Source organism: Bordetella genomosp. 10, from assembly GCF_002261225.1.
In the GTDB taxonomy this organism is placed as follows: Bacteria; Pseudomonadota; Gammaproteobacteria; order Burkholderiales; family Burkholderiaceae_B; genus Bordetella_C.
The window spans coordinates 1,439,693-1,454,401 of record NZ_NEVM01000005.1 but is presented as its reverse complement, the minus strand read 5'-3'; the positions used below and the strand labels follow the sequence as shown (position 1 = coordinate 1,454,401).

Annotated in this window: 11 protein-coding genes and 3 riboswitches; of the genes, 4 read left to right on the top strand and 7 right to left on the bottom strand. The window is 66.0% G+C overall.

Annotated elements, in window-relative coordinates; translation table 11 throughout:
* The first annotated feature begins 174 nt into the window (after nt 1-174).
* Nucleotides 175-3,390 (top strand): EAL domain-containing protein, encoded by a 3,216-nt coding sequence (locus CAL29_RS22595; protein WP_094855224.1) that lies wholly within the window; start codon nt 175-177, stop codon nt 3,388-3,390.
* Here CAL29_RS22595 and CAL29_RS22590 read toward each other — a convergent pair.
* The 4 genes from CAL29_RS22590 to CAL29_RS22575 form a co-directional block, all read right to left on the bottom strand.
* Nucleotides 3,387-5,714 carry an HAD-IC family P-type ATPase gene (locus CAL29_RS22590; RefSeq protein ID WP_094855223.1) on the bottom strand — a complete coding sequence of 776 codons (2,328 nt, stop codon included), beginning with the start codon at nt 5,712-5,714 and terminating at the stop codon, nt 3,387-3,389. The two genes, CAL29_RS22595 and CAL29_RS22590, sit on opposite strands and share 4 nt — an antisense overlap.
* Before the next feature lie 18 nt (nt 5,715-5,732).
* Nucleotides 5,733-6,203 carry a hypothetical protein gene (locus CAL29_RS22585; RefSeq protein WP_256977677.1) on the bottom strand — a complete coding sequence of 157 codons (471 nt, stop codon included), beginning with the start codon at nt 6,201-6,203 and terminating at the stop codon, nt 5,733-5,735.
* Nucleotides 6,204-6,247: 44 nt separating this feature from the next.
* Nucleotides 6,248-6,309, bottom strand: a riboswitch (Fluoride riboswitch).
* A gap of 78 nt (nt 6,310-6,387) precedes the next feature.
* The gene (locus CAL29_RS22580) at nt 6,388-7,104 is read right to left on the bottom strand and encodes a 2,3-bisphosphoglycerate-dependent phosphoglycerate mutase (RefSeq protein ID WP_094855222.1); all 717 of its coding nucleotides are present in this window, start codon (nt 7,102-7,104) and stop codon (nt 6,388-6,390) included.
* Between the two features lie 33 nt (nt 7,105-7,137).
* Nucleotides 7,138-7,998: a prenyltransferase/squalene oxidase repeat-containing protein gene (locus tag CAL29_RS22575; protein ID WP_094855221.1), complete on the bottom strand. Its 861-nt coding sequence runs from the start codon at nt 7,996-7,998 to the stop codon at nt 7,138-7,140.
* 164 nt (nt 7,999-8,162) lie between these two features.
* Nucleotides 8,163-8,226, top strand: a riboswitch (Fluoride riboswitch).
* Nucleotides 8,227-8,281: 55 nt separating this feature from the next.
* Here CAL29_RS22575 and ilvD point away from each other — a divergent pair.
* A complete protein-coding gene (gene ilvD, locus CAL29_RS22570) occupies nt 8,282-9,976 on the top strand; it encodes a dihydroxy-acid dehydratase (RefSeq protein WP_094856838.1) in 1,695 nt (564 codons plus the stop codon).
* Between the two features lie 33 nt (nt 9,977-10,009).
* On the opposite strand, the gene CAL29_RS22565 is transcribed toward ilvD, so the two are convergent.
* The gene (locus CAL29_RS22565; RefSeq protein WP_094855220.1) at nt 10,010-10,474 is read right to left on the bottom strand and encodes a hypothetical protein; all 465 of its coding nucleotides are present in this window, start codon (nt 10,472-10,474) and stop codon (nt 10,010-10,012) included.
* Between the two features lie 50 nt (nt 10,475-10,524).
* Nucleotides 10,525-10,586: riboswitch (Fluoride riboswitch) on the bottom strand.
* Between the two features lie 40 nt (nt 10,587-10,626).
* Entirely contained in the window at nt 10,627-11,889 is a 1,263-nt protein-coding gene (locus tag CAL29_RS22560) for an RNA-guided endonuclease InsQ/TnpB family protein (protein WP_094855219.1), read from the bottom strand.
* Between the two features lie 22 nt (nt 11,890-11,911).
* Here CAL29_RS22560 and tnpA point away from each other — a divergent pair, with 22 nt between their 5' ends.
* Nucleotides 11,912-12,328, top strand: coding sequence for an IS200/IS605 family transposase (gene tnpA, locus CAL29_RS22555; protein ID WP_094855218.1), 417 nt, complete (start codon nt 11,912-11,914; stop codon nt 12,326-12,328).
* A 143-nt stretch (nt 12,329-12,471) separates the two neighbouring features.
* Here tnpA and CAL29_RS22550 read toward each other — a convergent pair whose 3' ends face one another.
* The gene (locus tag CAL29_RS22550; protein ID WP_094855217.1) at nt 12,472-14,028 is read right to left on the bottom strand and encodes an MFS transporter; all 1,557 of its coding nucleotides are present in this window, start codon (nt 14,026-14,028) and stop codon (nt 12,472-12,474) included.
* 199 nt (nt 14,029-14,227) lie between these two features.
* On the opposite strand from CAL29_RS22550, the gene CAL29_RS22545 reads away from it, so the two are divergent.
* Nucleotides 14,228-14,692 (top strand): MarR family winged helix-turn-helix transcriptional regulator, encoded by a 465-nt coding sequence (locus tag CAL29_RS22545; protein ID WP_179284143.1) that lies wholly within the window; start codon nt 14,228-14,230, stop codon nt 14,690-14,692.
* The last annotated feature ends 17 nt before the right edge of the window (nt 14,693-14,709 follow it).

Here is a 14,709-nt window from a genome sequence, read left to right as displayed (position 1 = left end):
GCTTCTATTCAGTTTCTAGAAAATAATCGGAAAACAAGACATCCCGGGGTGGGCCGCGGATGCATATGGCGATGGAAAATACTCCTTCTCTGTCGAGAGACAGGCTGGCAGCCGCATACCGGCTAAACTCCTTGCAAGCTTCCCATTCGACCGCCATTCCAGAGGCCGCATCGAATGAACGCAGGAACGTCTTCCCAGGCGCCCACGCCGCTGGACGGCCATTCGTCGCCAGCGTCTGAAGTCATGTCTTTCCTGACCCTGCAGGACGCCATTCTGGAGCTCATGGCCAGCAATGCGCCGCTGACCGACATCATGTATGCCTTGTGCTCCGAGGTGGAGCGGCTGGCGCCCCAGATCATCGCCAGCACGCTGCGCCTGGACGAGCACCAGCGGATGCGGCCGCTGGCCTCGCCGAGCCTGCCATCCAGCTACAACGAGGGCGTCGACGGCGAGCAGATCGGCCCGACCGTGGGCACCTGCGGCGTGGCGATGACCTACGGCAGGCCCCACCTCACGCGCGACATCGAGACCGATCCCAACTGGCGCGATTTTCGAACCCTGGTGGCGCCGCTGGGCCTGCGCACGTGCTGGTCGCAGCCTATCAAGCGCCGCGACGGCCGCGTGCTGGGCAGCCTCGCTTTCTACTACAGACGCCCGCACGAGCCCACGCCCTTCGACCACCAGATCGCCGAGATCTGCCTGCGCCTGTGCACGCTGGCCTTCGAGCACGAGGACATGCAGCGCAGCATCCAGAAGCTGGCGTATCACGACGCGCTCACCGGCCTGCCCAACCGGGCCCGGTTCGAGCTGGAGTTCGGCCGGGTGATGGACGAGGTGCGGCGCAACGACTCGCACTTCTCGCTGCTTTTCATCGACCTGAACCGATTCAAGCAGATCAACGACACGCAAGGCCACCTGATCGGCGACGCCATGTTGCGCCAGGTCGCCTCCCGCCTGCAGCGCGCCGTGCGCGGCCTGGACTTCGTCGGCCGCCTGGGCGGCGACGAATTCGTGGTCGTCGTCCGGCACGGCAACACGCGGGAGGTCACCGCCGCCGCCGAGCGCATCCTGCACGTGCTGTGCGCGCCTTTCTACCTGCAAGGGGACCCGACGACCCGGATCGACCTGGGCGCGAGCATCGGCGTCGCCATCTATCCCGAAGACGGGACGGACCTCGAAACCCTGCTGCACCACGCGGACATCGCGATGTACCGCGCGAAGGACGCCGGCGAGAGCCAGATCCGCTTCTACGCGCCGCCGTCCGGCCCGCCCGAGCAGGCTGTCCCCGGCTCGGCGGCGGCCAGGCACGCGAAGCCGGCGCTGGCCGAGGACAGGTCTTCCCCGCTGTACGGCGCGCCCGCCGAGCCGGCCCTGGCGCGCCTCAGCGAAGCCGTGGGGCCGCATCTGTCGGCCATCGTCGAGCAGTTCTACGAAAACCTCTCGCGCATGCCCGGCGCGGAGCACCTGATCAACAGCCTTTCGCCGGCGGAACTCGCGCACCTGAAAAAGAAGCAGGCGGAGAACCTGGCGCAGCTCTGTTCCCCGCACCTGACCGCCGACCAGCACCACGGCATCGCGATGCACGTGGGCCGCATCCACGCCATCTGCGGCCTGTCGCGGGAAAACCTGGTCCATAGCCTGGATTCGCTCTACGCCATCCTGCGCGAGCACATCGACACCACCCAGCACGGCCAGGCGCTGTCCGTGCTGAACCGCCGCCTGCTCAAGGACCTGGGCTGGCAGATGCAGGCCGCGCAGCAGATCCAGGCCGGGCGGCAGGAGACGCTGTCCAGGATCAGCGAACTGTCCTGGAATGCGCGCAACTACACCGACCTCATTACCCAGACCGCGGAGATCCTGAGCAACCACGACGGCATCACGGGCGCCATCTTCCTGCGCCCCGACGAGCGCAATCTGCTGAAGGTCGAGGCCCAGGCCGGCGCCGGCATGACCGAATTCCTCGACGCCATCGAGCGCCAACAGCTCGACTGGCTCGCGGCGGGCGAGAATCCCCTGAAGCCCGGGCCGACCGAGCAGGCATGGAACGCCGGCGTCATCCACCGCAGTCTGAACTATTTCACGGACGAGAAGGTCCGCGCCTGGCGCACCGTCGTCGGGCCCAAGGGCATACGCTCCAGCATTTCCATTCCGCTGGTGTCGCCCAACAGCCAGACGGTGATCTCGGTGCTGGCGCTGTATTGCCGGCTGCCGGGCGGGCTGTCCTCCCAGGAGCAGGATTTTTTCCTGACCCAGGTGCAGTCGCTGCTCGCCTTCGGCATCAGCCGCCTGGAGACCTGGAGCGGACCGGCCATCGCCATTCCGTACACGACGCGCCGCCGCTGGCTCGAACTGTTGCAGAAGGATGGCCTGGAGATGTACTACCAGCCGGTGGTGGATCTGCGCACCGGCCAGGTCATCAAGGTCGAGGCCCTGGCCCGGCTGCGCGACACCGGAATGGTCCTCACGCCCGCGGAGTTCTTCCCGGCCCTGTCTTCCGAGGATTTCCTGAAGCTGTACGTCAAGGGCCTGGACCAGGCGCTGAAACAGCGCGCCGAGTGGCTGCGCAAGGGCATCGCGCTGGACATCGCCGTCAACCTGCCGACCGCGGCCCTGGAGGACGAGCGCTACGTGAAGGCCACCGGCCGCGCCCTGCGGGAATACGCCTGCCCGCCGGGCGCGCTGACCCTGGAGCTGCTGGAAGGCGAGGAAATCTCATCCAGCGTGAATGTGGTGGAGGCGCTGCTGCGCTACAAGGCGCTGGGCGTCAAGCTGGCCGAGGACGACCTGGGCTCGGGCTACAGCAGCCTGGCGCGGCTGCGCGAGATGCCGTTCGACATCATCAAGATCGATCGCAGCATCGTCAGCCATACCGAGCGCGAACCGTTCAACACCCTGCGCTTCGTCTACCAGTTGACCCGCCTGGGCCATGGCCTGGGCAAGAAGGTCATCGTCGAGGGCGTGGAGGACAGCGACCTGCTGGAAGCCATCACCATCCTGGGCGCCGACTGCGTGCAAGGCTTCGTGATCGCCCGACCCATGCCGGCCCCGGCACTGGAAGACTGGTTCCTGCGGCAGGCGCCGCGCGTCATCGAGCCGTTCCAGTCCTCGAGCACGCAGAGCCGGCTGGCGGAACTGCTGATATGGGAAGAGGCCATGCACGTCCTGCTCGACAGGACGCCGGACCTGCCGTCCAAGCATGGCCTGGTCGAGGATATGTGCAGGTTCCTGACGACCTTGCCGCTCGCCGCGCCGGCGGTGGCCGCGGCCGTCTCCGACCTGATCGCCAGCGCGATGGCGTTCGGCCTGCGCAGCCCCGCCTATACGCTGGCGCGCAAGCGGATGATCGCCGCGATGCTGCAGGGACAAAAGGCGGACGGCGCCGGCCGTTAGGGCGGTGGCCGCCGGTTTTCCGCCCGGCCCGTCTTGCGCAGGAAGCGGATCTTGACCTGGTCGAGCAGCAAGGCGGCCAGCAGGACCGATCCCAGCATTCCCGCCAGCAGCATGGCGGGAATGGCGGCCATCAGCAGGCCGCCGCCGGCCAGCAGGCTCGCCAGCACGACGTTTCCCAGGGTCGCCGCGCAGACATACCTGCCGGGCGGCAATGACCAGAGCCGGTCCGGCGTGCGGGCGATGTAGAGGGTCGCCTGGGCCGAATACATCAGATAGGCGAACATCGCCGTCTGGACCTGGGCGGGGGGCAGCTTCAATACCGTAAGCATGAACCCGAGGATGGCGAAGGCCAGGGCCAGCCATCCGACCGCCAGGATCCCGCCGAGCGTCGCGATTTCCCGGATGTTCCACCGCTCCGGCCGGGACGACACCCAGGCCCTGTCGGTGGCCAGGGTGATGGTGACAACGTCGTTCAACACGATGATGATGGCGATCAGAACCAGCGGGGTCAGGAAATAGCCGGTCGCGATGTAGCCGAACGTCAGCAAGGCGGCCAGCTCGACGGTGCGGGCGACCTTGGTGATGGTCCAGGTCAGCATGCGCCGAAACACGCGGCGCCCGCCCGACACCACCGAGACGATGCCTTCGAGCCCGGGGCCGAGGAGAACGACCTGGGCGGCCGCCTTCGCCACGTCGGTGGCGGCTTGCACGGCAATCCCGACCTCGGCCTGCTTCAGGGCCGGCGCGTCGTTCACGCCGTCGCCGGTCATGCCGACGATCCAGCCCGCGCGCTGGAGGGCCTGGACGAGATGGAATTTTTCTTCCGGATAGCAGTTGGCGTAGCCGTCGAAGCGAAGCGGCGTGTCCAGGTCTTTTTCGGCATCGGCGAAGTTATCCCCGAGCCCCGCCTGTTTGCCTATCGCGACGGCGGTCGCCAGGGTGTCGCCGGTCACCATCGATACCTTGATGCCCAGCCCCTCGATCTTTTCAATGAGCGCGGGGGCGTCTTCCCTCAGCGTGTCCGAAAGCGCGATCAGCCCGCGAAGCCGCAAATCGTGTTCGGGTCCCGCCGCGACGGCGAGGACGCGCGCGCCGGTGGCCGCCAGTTCCTCGACGCACGCCGTGAAGTCGGGCGCCTGCGTCGCCATCGATCCAACGACCGTCGGGGAGCCGAGGACGACCCGGACCGCCGCGCCGTCATCGCCGGACCGCAAGTACGCCTCCGAGCGCTTGGCCGCCGGATCGAAAGGAACGAATTTCTCTCGTGCCGGCGGCGGGATGGCCCGCTGCCGCAAGGCATTCAGGATCGCCAGGTCGAGCGGGCTTTGCGTGGACTCGTCGCAAGCCGCGGCCGCCCAGGCCAGGACCTCCCGTTCGGACTCGCCGGGGAAGGCGTGGATGCCGCCTATCGCCTGCCGGTTCCGCGTAAGCGTGCCGGTCTTGTCGACGCACAATATGTCCATCGTCGCCGCTTCCTGGACCGCGGACAGGCCGGTGACGAGCACGCCTTTCTTCGCCAGGGCGCGCGCTTCCACGGCATTGGCCACGGTGAACGCCGCCGGCATCGTGACGGGAACGGTGGCCGTCACGAGGATCAGGAAGAAAGGGATGAGCGGGAGCAGGGGCTCGCCGCGCGCCAGCGCGACCGCCGCCAGTATCGCGGCAAGCACCGCGTCGACGGACACGAGGTAGCGCACCACGGCGAAGAGCAACCGTTCGAGATGGCTGGCCGAACCGGCGGTGCGGACCAATTCCGCCGTGCGCCCGAAATAGCTGTGCGCGCCGGTCGCGGTGACGGCGCCGGTCGCCTTGCCGCGCCGGACCGTCGAGCCCGAGTAGATCGTTTCGCCCTGACCGCGCGCCACGAGCGTCGATTCGCCCGTCAAGGCGGCCTGGTCGACCTCCACCGTTCCGTCGTCGATGACGCAGTCGGCGGGAACCAGGTCGCCCGTGCCGACGGCGATATGGTCCCCGGGCACGAGCTCGCGCGCCGGCAGGAGCGTCCAGCTTCCGTCGCGGAACACGCGCGCATTGACTTGCAGCCGCGAGCGCAGGAGTTCCAGCGCCGATTGCGCGCGGCGTTCCTGCACGCCCCCCAGGATGGCGCTGAAGGCCAGCCAGCCGGCGATGATCGCGGGCTCCACCGTCTTGCCCAGCGCGATCTCCAGCGCCAGCGCCGTTTCCAGCATCCAGGGAATCGGTCCCCACAGGCGCTTCAGGATCGCCCGGACGCGGCTCGGCGGCGGTTCCCGGATCTCGTTATAGCCCTGCTGCGCCAGCAGCGTGCGCGCGTCGGCGTTGGAAAGGCCTCGTCCATTGCCCATGGTCCGCGGGGCGCTGCTTCAATACCGGGTCTTGGACATGGCGTGCGGATGGCCTCCCTGCGTTCGCGGGTCCGCATGCGGTCCCGCGTGCGGGTGCTGGTGCGCGCGTGCCTCCAGGGCATCCTCGGCGGCCGCGCCGTGCAGGCCCAGGAAGTACAGGTGCACGCCGATGGCAAGGGAAGCGCCGCGGATCTCCTGGTAGACCTTCCACGCTTTGCGATGGTCGTGGAACAGCAGATAGTGCGTGCCGTCCTCGATGAGGCGGGCCACGACGTGCAGGCCGTGTCCGTGCAAGGCATGGACCAGCGCCTGCTGGCTGGCGTGGGTCTTTGCGTCGGTTCGCGGGTAGAGAATGTGCAGCAGGACCCATTCACGGTCCGGCAAGGCCAGGGAGAACGCGGCGGCGATGTCCTGATGATGAAGGGCCGCTACCGATGCGTCATCGTCGAACTCGATGTTCGACAGCAGGCTCGCGATTTTCGTGTTCATGCGACTACCATCCTGTTGAGGTGTTTTTCGGTGCGCGGTCGACGCGCCCGGTAGGAGTCATCAGCCAGGACGGCAGTTAATGGGGAACTCCATCCCCATGCGAGACGATAGAAAAAGTCACCTGGTCCGTCAAGTGCGCCCCGGGGTTCGCGGGGAAACCGGGCGAAGCATCCGGGGCTCTACGTCAAAGGATTTCGGAGCGGGTGGGGGCGGCCTGGGCGAGGATGTGCTTCGTTATCGGCGCCAGGGCTGCATCCAGTTCGTAGAGGCACGGCTCGCCATTGCCGATCTCGAGGTGCACGACGTCCGCGCTCGACAGCTTTTCGATGAGCATCGTCAGGGCCCGCAGGCTGTTGCCGTGCGCCACGACGATAACGGAGGCGCCCGTCCGCAACGCGGGCGCGATGGCGTCCCGCCAGGCCGCGGACACGCGCGAGACCGTCTGGCACAGCGATTCGCTCGACGGCAGCGGAACCGCGAGGGCGCCGGCATGGCAGGCTTGCCGATACCGGGCCTGCGCCGCCTCGTCGGCGGCCGGCGGCTGGCCGTCGTAAGCGCGCCGCCAGTGCCGCACGGCGGCGGCGCCGTATTCCTGTTCGGCCTCCGCCTTCAACCGTCCCGTCAGGGCGCCGTAGTGGCGTTCGTTGAGCCGCCAGTCGATGTGCCGCGGCACGTCGGGGCGTCCCATCGCTTCGAGGAGAATCTCCAGGGAATGGACGCAGCGCGTCAATGCCGACGTATACGCGACGTCCACGCCGAGACCCCGCTGGCGCAAGGCCGCGCCGGCCATGCGCATCTGTTCGATGCCGCGAGGCGTCAAGGGGACGTCGGCCCACCCGGTGAACCGCTGCTCCTGGTTCCATTGCGATTCGCCGTGCCGCACCAGCGTCAGCCAGACCATGTTTTCTCTTTTCAAAAATGTGAGGCGTGGAGATCAGGGGGTGGACGCCGTGCCCAGGTAACCGCTCCGTCCCAGCGTGCAAAGCGCCAGGTAGGTCAGGTCCAGGCCGGGCTTGGCGTCGGGGCGCAGCGCAAAGCCGCCGCTGCCCGCCTGGCAGTTGACGATGAATCGCGCCGCGTCGTCGGCATATCGAGGAACGATGCCGAGATAGACGCAGCAGTTCAGGCCCGCGCACGTCGTTTCCAGGCTGGGCGAGAGCGATGCCGCCGTCAGCCGGAAGCCGAAGGCGCGCAGCTCGACGCGGCGGACGAAGCCGGCGCAGGCCTGGTCCGGTGAAGCGCGGCAGGCGTGCAGCAGCGCCAGCGCTTCCGCCGTATCGTGCAGGTTCGGCGGCCGGCCATAGCCGCCATTCCCGGCCTGCCATTGCCGCAGGAAATCAACGGCGGCTTCGTCGGCCTGCGTATCGTCCAGGCCGAAATGGCGCTTGAGCCAAAGGGTCTGCCTGAGCTGGCGCAGCGGCGCCTGGAGCGACGGGACCGGTCCTTGCGGCAGCGATAGCGGCAATGCCGCCACGGCGTCGCGCACTTGCGCGGGCGACGGGTCCGCGCGGCGCAGCGCCTGGAACGCGCGCACGCGCTGGTAGAGCGAAATCGCTTGCGGGGCAATGCCGGTGCGGGCGAGAAAGGCCGCGTGCCGGTCGCGTTGCGGCAGCGCTTCGCCGGTCAGCAGGCGCCATGCGCTGACGCCGCGCCAGGTATCGGCAAGATTCGGCTCTTCGACGTAATAGCCGCGATAGGCGCAAAACCCCCCTTCCGGCGACTGGCGCGACAGCAGATAGTCGCGCGCCCGCAGGCGCATGGGCGGCAAGCGTTCGGCGAGGGGTGAGGAATCCATGCACGCTCGATGACGAAGATGCGGCGCCGCCGGCAAGGCGCCGGCGGCGCTTCCTGCTGATGCGTATCGCGTGAAAATGGTAGCACCATGAAGTCCGGTCCGGCCGCCGCCACGGCATCCCGCCTATTGACCCGCCTATTGACCCGCACAGGCGTATTATTTATTGTTCGCGTGGGGATGGGGTTCCCCCTTACAAGCGCCATTTTGGCTGATGACTCCTACGAATCGCCATAAGCGGGCGTGGGTAGGGGTTCGTCCCGGCACCCGCGCAATGGGGTGGACCATGACACAGAAAAAAGCCAATGCGCGCAGCGCGAACATCACCGAGGGCAAGTCGCGCGCCCCGAACCGGTCGATGTATTACGCGATGGGGTACAAGTACACCGATTTCGCCAAACCCATGATCGGCGTGGCCAATGGCCACAGCACCATTACCCCCTGTAATTCGGGCCTCCAGCCCTTGGCCGACGCGGCCATCGAAGGCATCGAGGCGGCCGGCGGAAATGCCCAGGTATTCGGCACGCCCACGGTGGCCGACGGCATGGCCATGGGGACCGAGGGCATGAAGTACAGCCTCGTCAGCCGGGAAGTCATCGCGGATTGCATCGAGACCTGCGTGCAGGCGCAATGGATGGACGGCGTGGTGGTGGTCGGCGGCTGCGACAAGAACATGCCGGGCGGCATGATGGGCATCCTGCGGGCCAACGTCCCGGCCATCTACGTATACGGCGGCACCATCCTGCCCGGCCATTGGAAAGGCAAGGAGCTGAACATCGTCAGCGTCTTCGAGGCCGTGGGACAGAACGCCGCGGGCATGCTCAGCGACGACGACCTGGCCGCCATCGAACGCAAGGCCATTCCGGGAACGGGTTCCTGCGGCGGCATGTATACCGCCAACACCATGTCCAGCGCCATCGAGGCCATGGGCATGTCGCTGCCGTATTCGTCGACCATGGCCAATCCGCATGACGAGAAACGCGAGTCGGCGCGCGAGTCGGCCAGGGTGTTGTTGCAGGCCGTGCGCGACGGCCTGAAGCCGCGCGACATCGTCACCCGGAAGTCGCTGGAGAATGCCGTGGCCGTGGTCATGGCGACGGGGGGATCGACCAATGCCGTGCTGCACCTGCTGGCCATCGCCCATGCCGCCGAGGTGGCGTTCGGCATCGACGATTTCGAGCGCATCCGGCAACGCACGCCGGTGCTCTGCGACATGAAGCCGAGCGGCGCCTACCTCGCCGTCGACCTGCATCGCGCCGGCGGCATCCCGCAGGTGATGAAGCTGTTGCTCAACGCCGGCCTGCTGCACGGAGATTGCATGACGATCACGGGCAAGACGGTCGAGGAAGTCTTGAAGGACGTCCCCGATCGCCCGGCCGCGGACCAGGCCGTCATTCACGCCGTCGACGATCCCGTCTATGCGGAAGGGCATCTGGCGATCCTGAAGGGCAATCTCAGCCTGGAAGGCTCGGTCGCCAAGATATCCGGCTTGAAGAATCCCGCGATGACGGGGCCGGCCCGGGTGTTCGACGACGAGCAGTCCGCCTTGCAGGCCATACTCGAAGGCAGGATCCGGCCCGGAGACGTGATGGTGCTGCGCTACCTGGGTCCGAAGGGCGGTCCCGGCATGCCCGAGATGCTGGCGCCCACCAGCGCGCTGATCGGCGCCGGCCTGGGCGAGAGCGTGGGGCTGGTCACGGACGGCAGGTTTTCCGGCGGCACCTGGGGCATGGTGGTGGGGCACGTGGCGCCCGAGGCGGCCGTGGGCGGCAATATCGCTTTGGTCGAGGAAGGCGATTCGATCACGATCGATGCCAACGCCTTGCTATTGGAATTGAACGTGCCGCAGGCCGAGCTCGACGCGCGCCGGCGCAAGTGGACGCCGCCCGCGCCGCGATACGCGCGGGGCGTCCAGGCGAAATTCGCCTTCAACGTGTCGAGCGCGAGTACGGGCGCGGTCCTGGACAAGTTCGAGGGGTGAACGTGGCGGGGGCGGCATCGCCCCCGCCGCGCTTCACTTCCCCCGCGAAGGCCGTTTGCCGCCGGCATCTTCCGGCGCGCGCGGCATCAGCGATGAGAACTGGTTCAGGTAGGCGATCCACGGGGCGGTGATGGGCGTCATGTCGGCGGCGCCCATGCCCAGTACGCCCTGGTACCACTCGGTGAGCGCGGCCATCAGCTCGCCTTTCATCTCCGATCCCGACGCGATGTCCTGCAACAGATCCTGGAGCAGGCGCTGGCGTCCTTCCCAGTGGCGCTGGACGATCCGCGCCTGCGTGGCGACGAGCGTCGACGTATCGGCGACCGAGAGCAATTCCATCAGCTCCATCTCCGTGTCCGCGATCGCGGCGCGCAGGTGTTTTCGCTGCTGCTCGGTCCATTGCCGTCCCGACCGGTCCATCAGGTCGGTAAGCTTCTGGAATAGCTCTACGTTGTTCTTGTAGAGGTGGATCAGGGCATTGTTTCTTGCTTCATCCATGACGGTGGCTCCAGGCTGCGAAGAAGTCGATAGGGATGACCTTGGGTATGAGCACGGTAGGAGTCATCAGCCAGAGCGGCAATTGAAGGGGAACTCCATCCCCTGGGTGGAACGATAAGTAACGCCGATACGTTCTTGACATCCTCCCCCGCCTAAAGTCGGGAGATTCCTACGGTGCTCAACCCGGCATCGAGCCGGGATGAGTCGCTTCGGTGGGTTCCTGTTGCTGGCGGCATAACCGCACCGCTCACTTCACAGGCGCAACGGGCGTGCCCCGCCCTGAGAACATTGATCGCGCCGACCAAATCGGCATTTTCCTCGAAGCCACATTCGACGCACGCGAACCGCTCTTGCGTCTGCCGGTTCTCCGCCGATACATGGCCGCAGCACGGACAGGTGCGGCTCGTGTTCTGCGGCGGCACGGCGATGAGATGCCCGCCGTTGCACGCCAGCTTGTAATCCAGTTGGCGGCGGAACTCGAACCAGCCCTGATCGAGGATGGACTTGTTCAGGCCGGACTTGGCCCGCACGTTTCTTCCCGGCGCATCTGCCGTGCCTGCCGCTGACCTGGACATATTCCGCACCTGCAAGTCCTCGACGCACACTATCGCGTGGTTTTGGCTGATCGTGGTCGTGGTCTTGTGCAGGAAGTCGCGGCGAGCGTTACCGATGCGGGTATGGATGCGCTGGACACGGGCTCTCGCCTTGTTCCAGTTGTTGCTGAACCTGGTCTTGCGGCTCATTGCCTGCTGCGCCTTGCGCAAAGCAGTCTCATGCCGCTTGAAACTGTTGAGTGGCGCGTAGAACGTGCCGTCCGAGAGCGTGGCGAACCGGGCGATACCCATGTCGATGCCAACCGCGCCACCGTTGGGTACGGGCTGCTCGAACTCGCGTTCGGTCTGAATGCTGACGAACCACTTGCCGCAAGACAGGCTCACGGTGACATTCTTCACCGCACCCAGCACATCCCGGCTGTTGCGATAGCGCAGCCAGCCCAGCTTGGGCAGGAAGACGCGGGAATTGCCCTGATCGAGCTTGATCTGCTTCGGATCGGGGTAGCGGAGGCTGTCGGACTGACCCTTCTTCTTGAAGCGCGGGAAGTCGGCCCGCTTGGCGAAGAAGTTGGTGTAGGCCCGCTCCAAATCCTTGAGCGTCTGTTGCTGTGTGTGTACCGGCCCATCGGCCAGCCAAGGGGCGGTGCGCCCCGAGGGCAGCAGCGCACCGTTGCGCCATGCTGTGAGTTCCTTGCACAACCCGGCGTAGCCAAGTTTCTTCTTGCCCGCCTCGTAACGCGCCTTCTGCAATGACAACGCCTCGTTGAACACGACCCGGCACGAGCCAGCGAAGCGGCGCATTTGCCGCTCCTGCCGACCGTCTGGGCGTAGCGCAAACTTGCAGGCTTGAAGTCGTTGCATGGCTGAATCATACTCTTGGCCTATGCTCAATGACAACGATATTCGACACGGACGGCACTGCGTTTTTCTGATGCACGTCCATTTGGTCTTCGTGACTAAATACCGCCGCGAGGTGTTCACCAAGAACATCTTGGACGACCTGCACAGCATCTTCACCAGCGTCTGTGCCGACTTCGAGGCGGAACTGGTGGCGTTCGACGGTGAGGACGATCACGTTCACCTGTTGGTGAACTATCCGCCGAAAGTGGCCGTGTCGGCGCTGGTGAACAGCCTGAAAGGTGTTTCCAGCCGCATGATCCGCAAGAAGAACTACCCGAGCATCCGCAAGAAGCTATGGGGCGGTGCGCTGTGGTCGCCGTCCTACTTCGCCGGAAGCTGCGGTGGTGCGCCTATCGAGATCATCCGGCAGTACATCGAGCAGCAGCAGACGCCACGCTGACCGCAGCAAAGGACGCCTACGGCGTCCGCGCTATTCTTCCCCGGCCTGAACGCCGAGGCTTGCCGCGCACCGGGTCAAGCCCGCAGCCCGCAGCCCGCGATGGCGCGCCATCGCCGTCGCTCATCGGGAGACGCTGCTTGCGGTCAGCGTATCTGGCGTTGCAGCATGGCGAGCAGTCCGGCGATGATCGCCAGGACGATCATGACGTCGAAGCCGTCGAGCAGGCTCAGGAAAGTCGCCTGGTGGGCGATGACGCCGTTCAACCATTCGAGGACGAGATGCCCCGCGGTGGCGGGATCGTAGCCGCGCCCCTCGAAGGTGCGGACCATGGTTTGCGCCGTGGTGTTGAAGACGGGGTTCGAGGGGTTGGCGAATTCGGTCAGGGTCGTCTGGTGGACGGCGATCCGGTGCTGTTCGAGAATGATCACGACCGCCGTGGACAAGGAGTACGACAACTGCTTGACGATGTTCTTGAAGCGGTAGCCGTGATTGAATTCGTCGTTGGAAAAAATCTGGAACGCGACGCTGGCGGTCGGCAGGGCGATGAACATCAGCAGGAAGCCGCGGACGATCAGCGGCGGCAGCAGCCACCCGGTGCTGGCGTCGGGCGGCAGCAGGCTCATCCATAGACAGACCGCGGCGGCCATCACGAAGCCGGGGACGATCAGCAGTTTCTTGCTGGGGACCAGCTTCGCGTAGCGGAAATAGAGAAGCGCCATGACCACCGACCCGAACGACGTCAGGCCCATCAGGCGGCCGGCGTTCTCCACGGGGTAGCCATAGCCGCCCTGGATCATGCGCGCGACCAGGTAGCCGATGGCGTTGGTCAGCATGTAATAGCACGAGTACAGCAGCATCCCCATGCGGTAGGGGCCTTCGCGCAGCGCGTGCAGGCGCAGCAGGGGGCGCGGATGGCGCCATTGCTGCCGGGCCACCCAGACGAGCGCCGCGACGCCGGCCACCGTCAGCAGCGTAAACATCGGCGAGCTGCTGAAAATCTCGAAGCGGACCTGCTGCGCGACGATCTGCAATCCGCCCAGGGCGCAGGCAAAGACCAGGTACGGCCACAGGTGCGTCGCGCTGCGGAGTTCCGGGCGCAGCTTTCCGACGTGCGGGACGATGAGAAAGGCGAATGCGGCCAGTATGGCGCCCACGATGGTGGGGAAGATGAAGAGGGCGCGCCAGTCGAAATAGGCGACCAGGTACCCGCCTATCAAGGGCGCCGACGCGCTTGCCACCAGGATGTTGAGCAGGAAGATGCGGGTCGCCACGGGGCGCTGCTGCGGCGTGAAGCACATTTGCAGCATGATGCGGCAGGTGCCCAGCATCGGGCCGATGAAATACCCCTGGAAACCGCGCGCGAGGGCGAGTTCGAGCGACGATTCGCTCAACGAGGCCGCCAGCGAGCCCAAGGCGAACATCAGCAGGCAGATGCTGAGATAGCGGCGATAGCCCAGGCGCTCGGCCAGCCATTGCTGCTGCACGATGCCCAGCACCGATGCCGTGGCGTATGCCGTGGACGACCACACGAGTTCGTCGGGAGAGGCATTGATGCCGCCCGCGATATAGCTGGTGAAAGTGCCGAACAGGGTGTTGTCGAAGTAGTCGATTCCCACGGCGAGCGCGATGGCCCATGGGAAGAAATCCTTGCGCAGATGCCGGAGCGTCAGGGCGCGGGCGCGGGCGGCGGAGAATTTCATTGCGGCGATGTCTTTGAGCGTGAGGATCCGGGCTAGTGGCCTATCCACCCCCGATCCGGGAAAAGGGCGCCATGGATTTCATGACAAGTGAACAGTTTACTTGTGAACTGTTGCCTTGTAAATGTATAATCGATCCAACGCCTTGCCCTGGGTGGCTTATTCCTCCGTTTTTCCGCATCTTTCCGGCGAACAACATACCATGCACGCAAACAAAGACCAGTTGATGAGATCGTTGACCGCCGCCGTCCAGCCGGCGCGGCGCGCCTGGGTGGGCGCGGCCACGACGGTGCTGTCCCACTATGGCTTCTCCATGTCGCTGGGGCTGGTGGTCCTGTACCTGAAGCGGCATGGCGGCAGCGCCCAGCAGAAGCTGTTGGCCGAGGAGATCGGGATCAACGCCGCGGCCATGGTCCGCGTCCTGGACCAGGGCGAGGAGATGGGCGTCCTGTTGCGCACGGAACACAAGGACAACCGCCGCAGCAAGAGCGTCGTGCTTTCTCCCGAGGGCGATGCGCTGGCGCAGGAACTCGGCGACGCCATGCAGCAGTTGCGCGCGGAACTGCTGAGCGACATCCCGGTCGGCGAAATCGATATCGCGGTGAAGGTGCTGCGCCGGCTCCAGGCCAGCGCCCAGGCGTATAGCGACAGCAAGGCCAGGACCTGAGCAGGGGAGATTCGCAG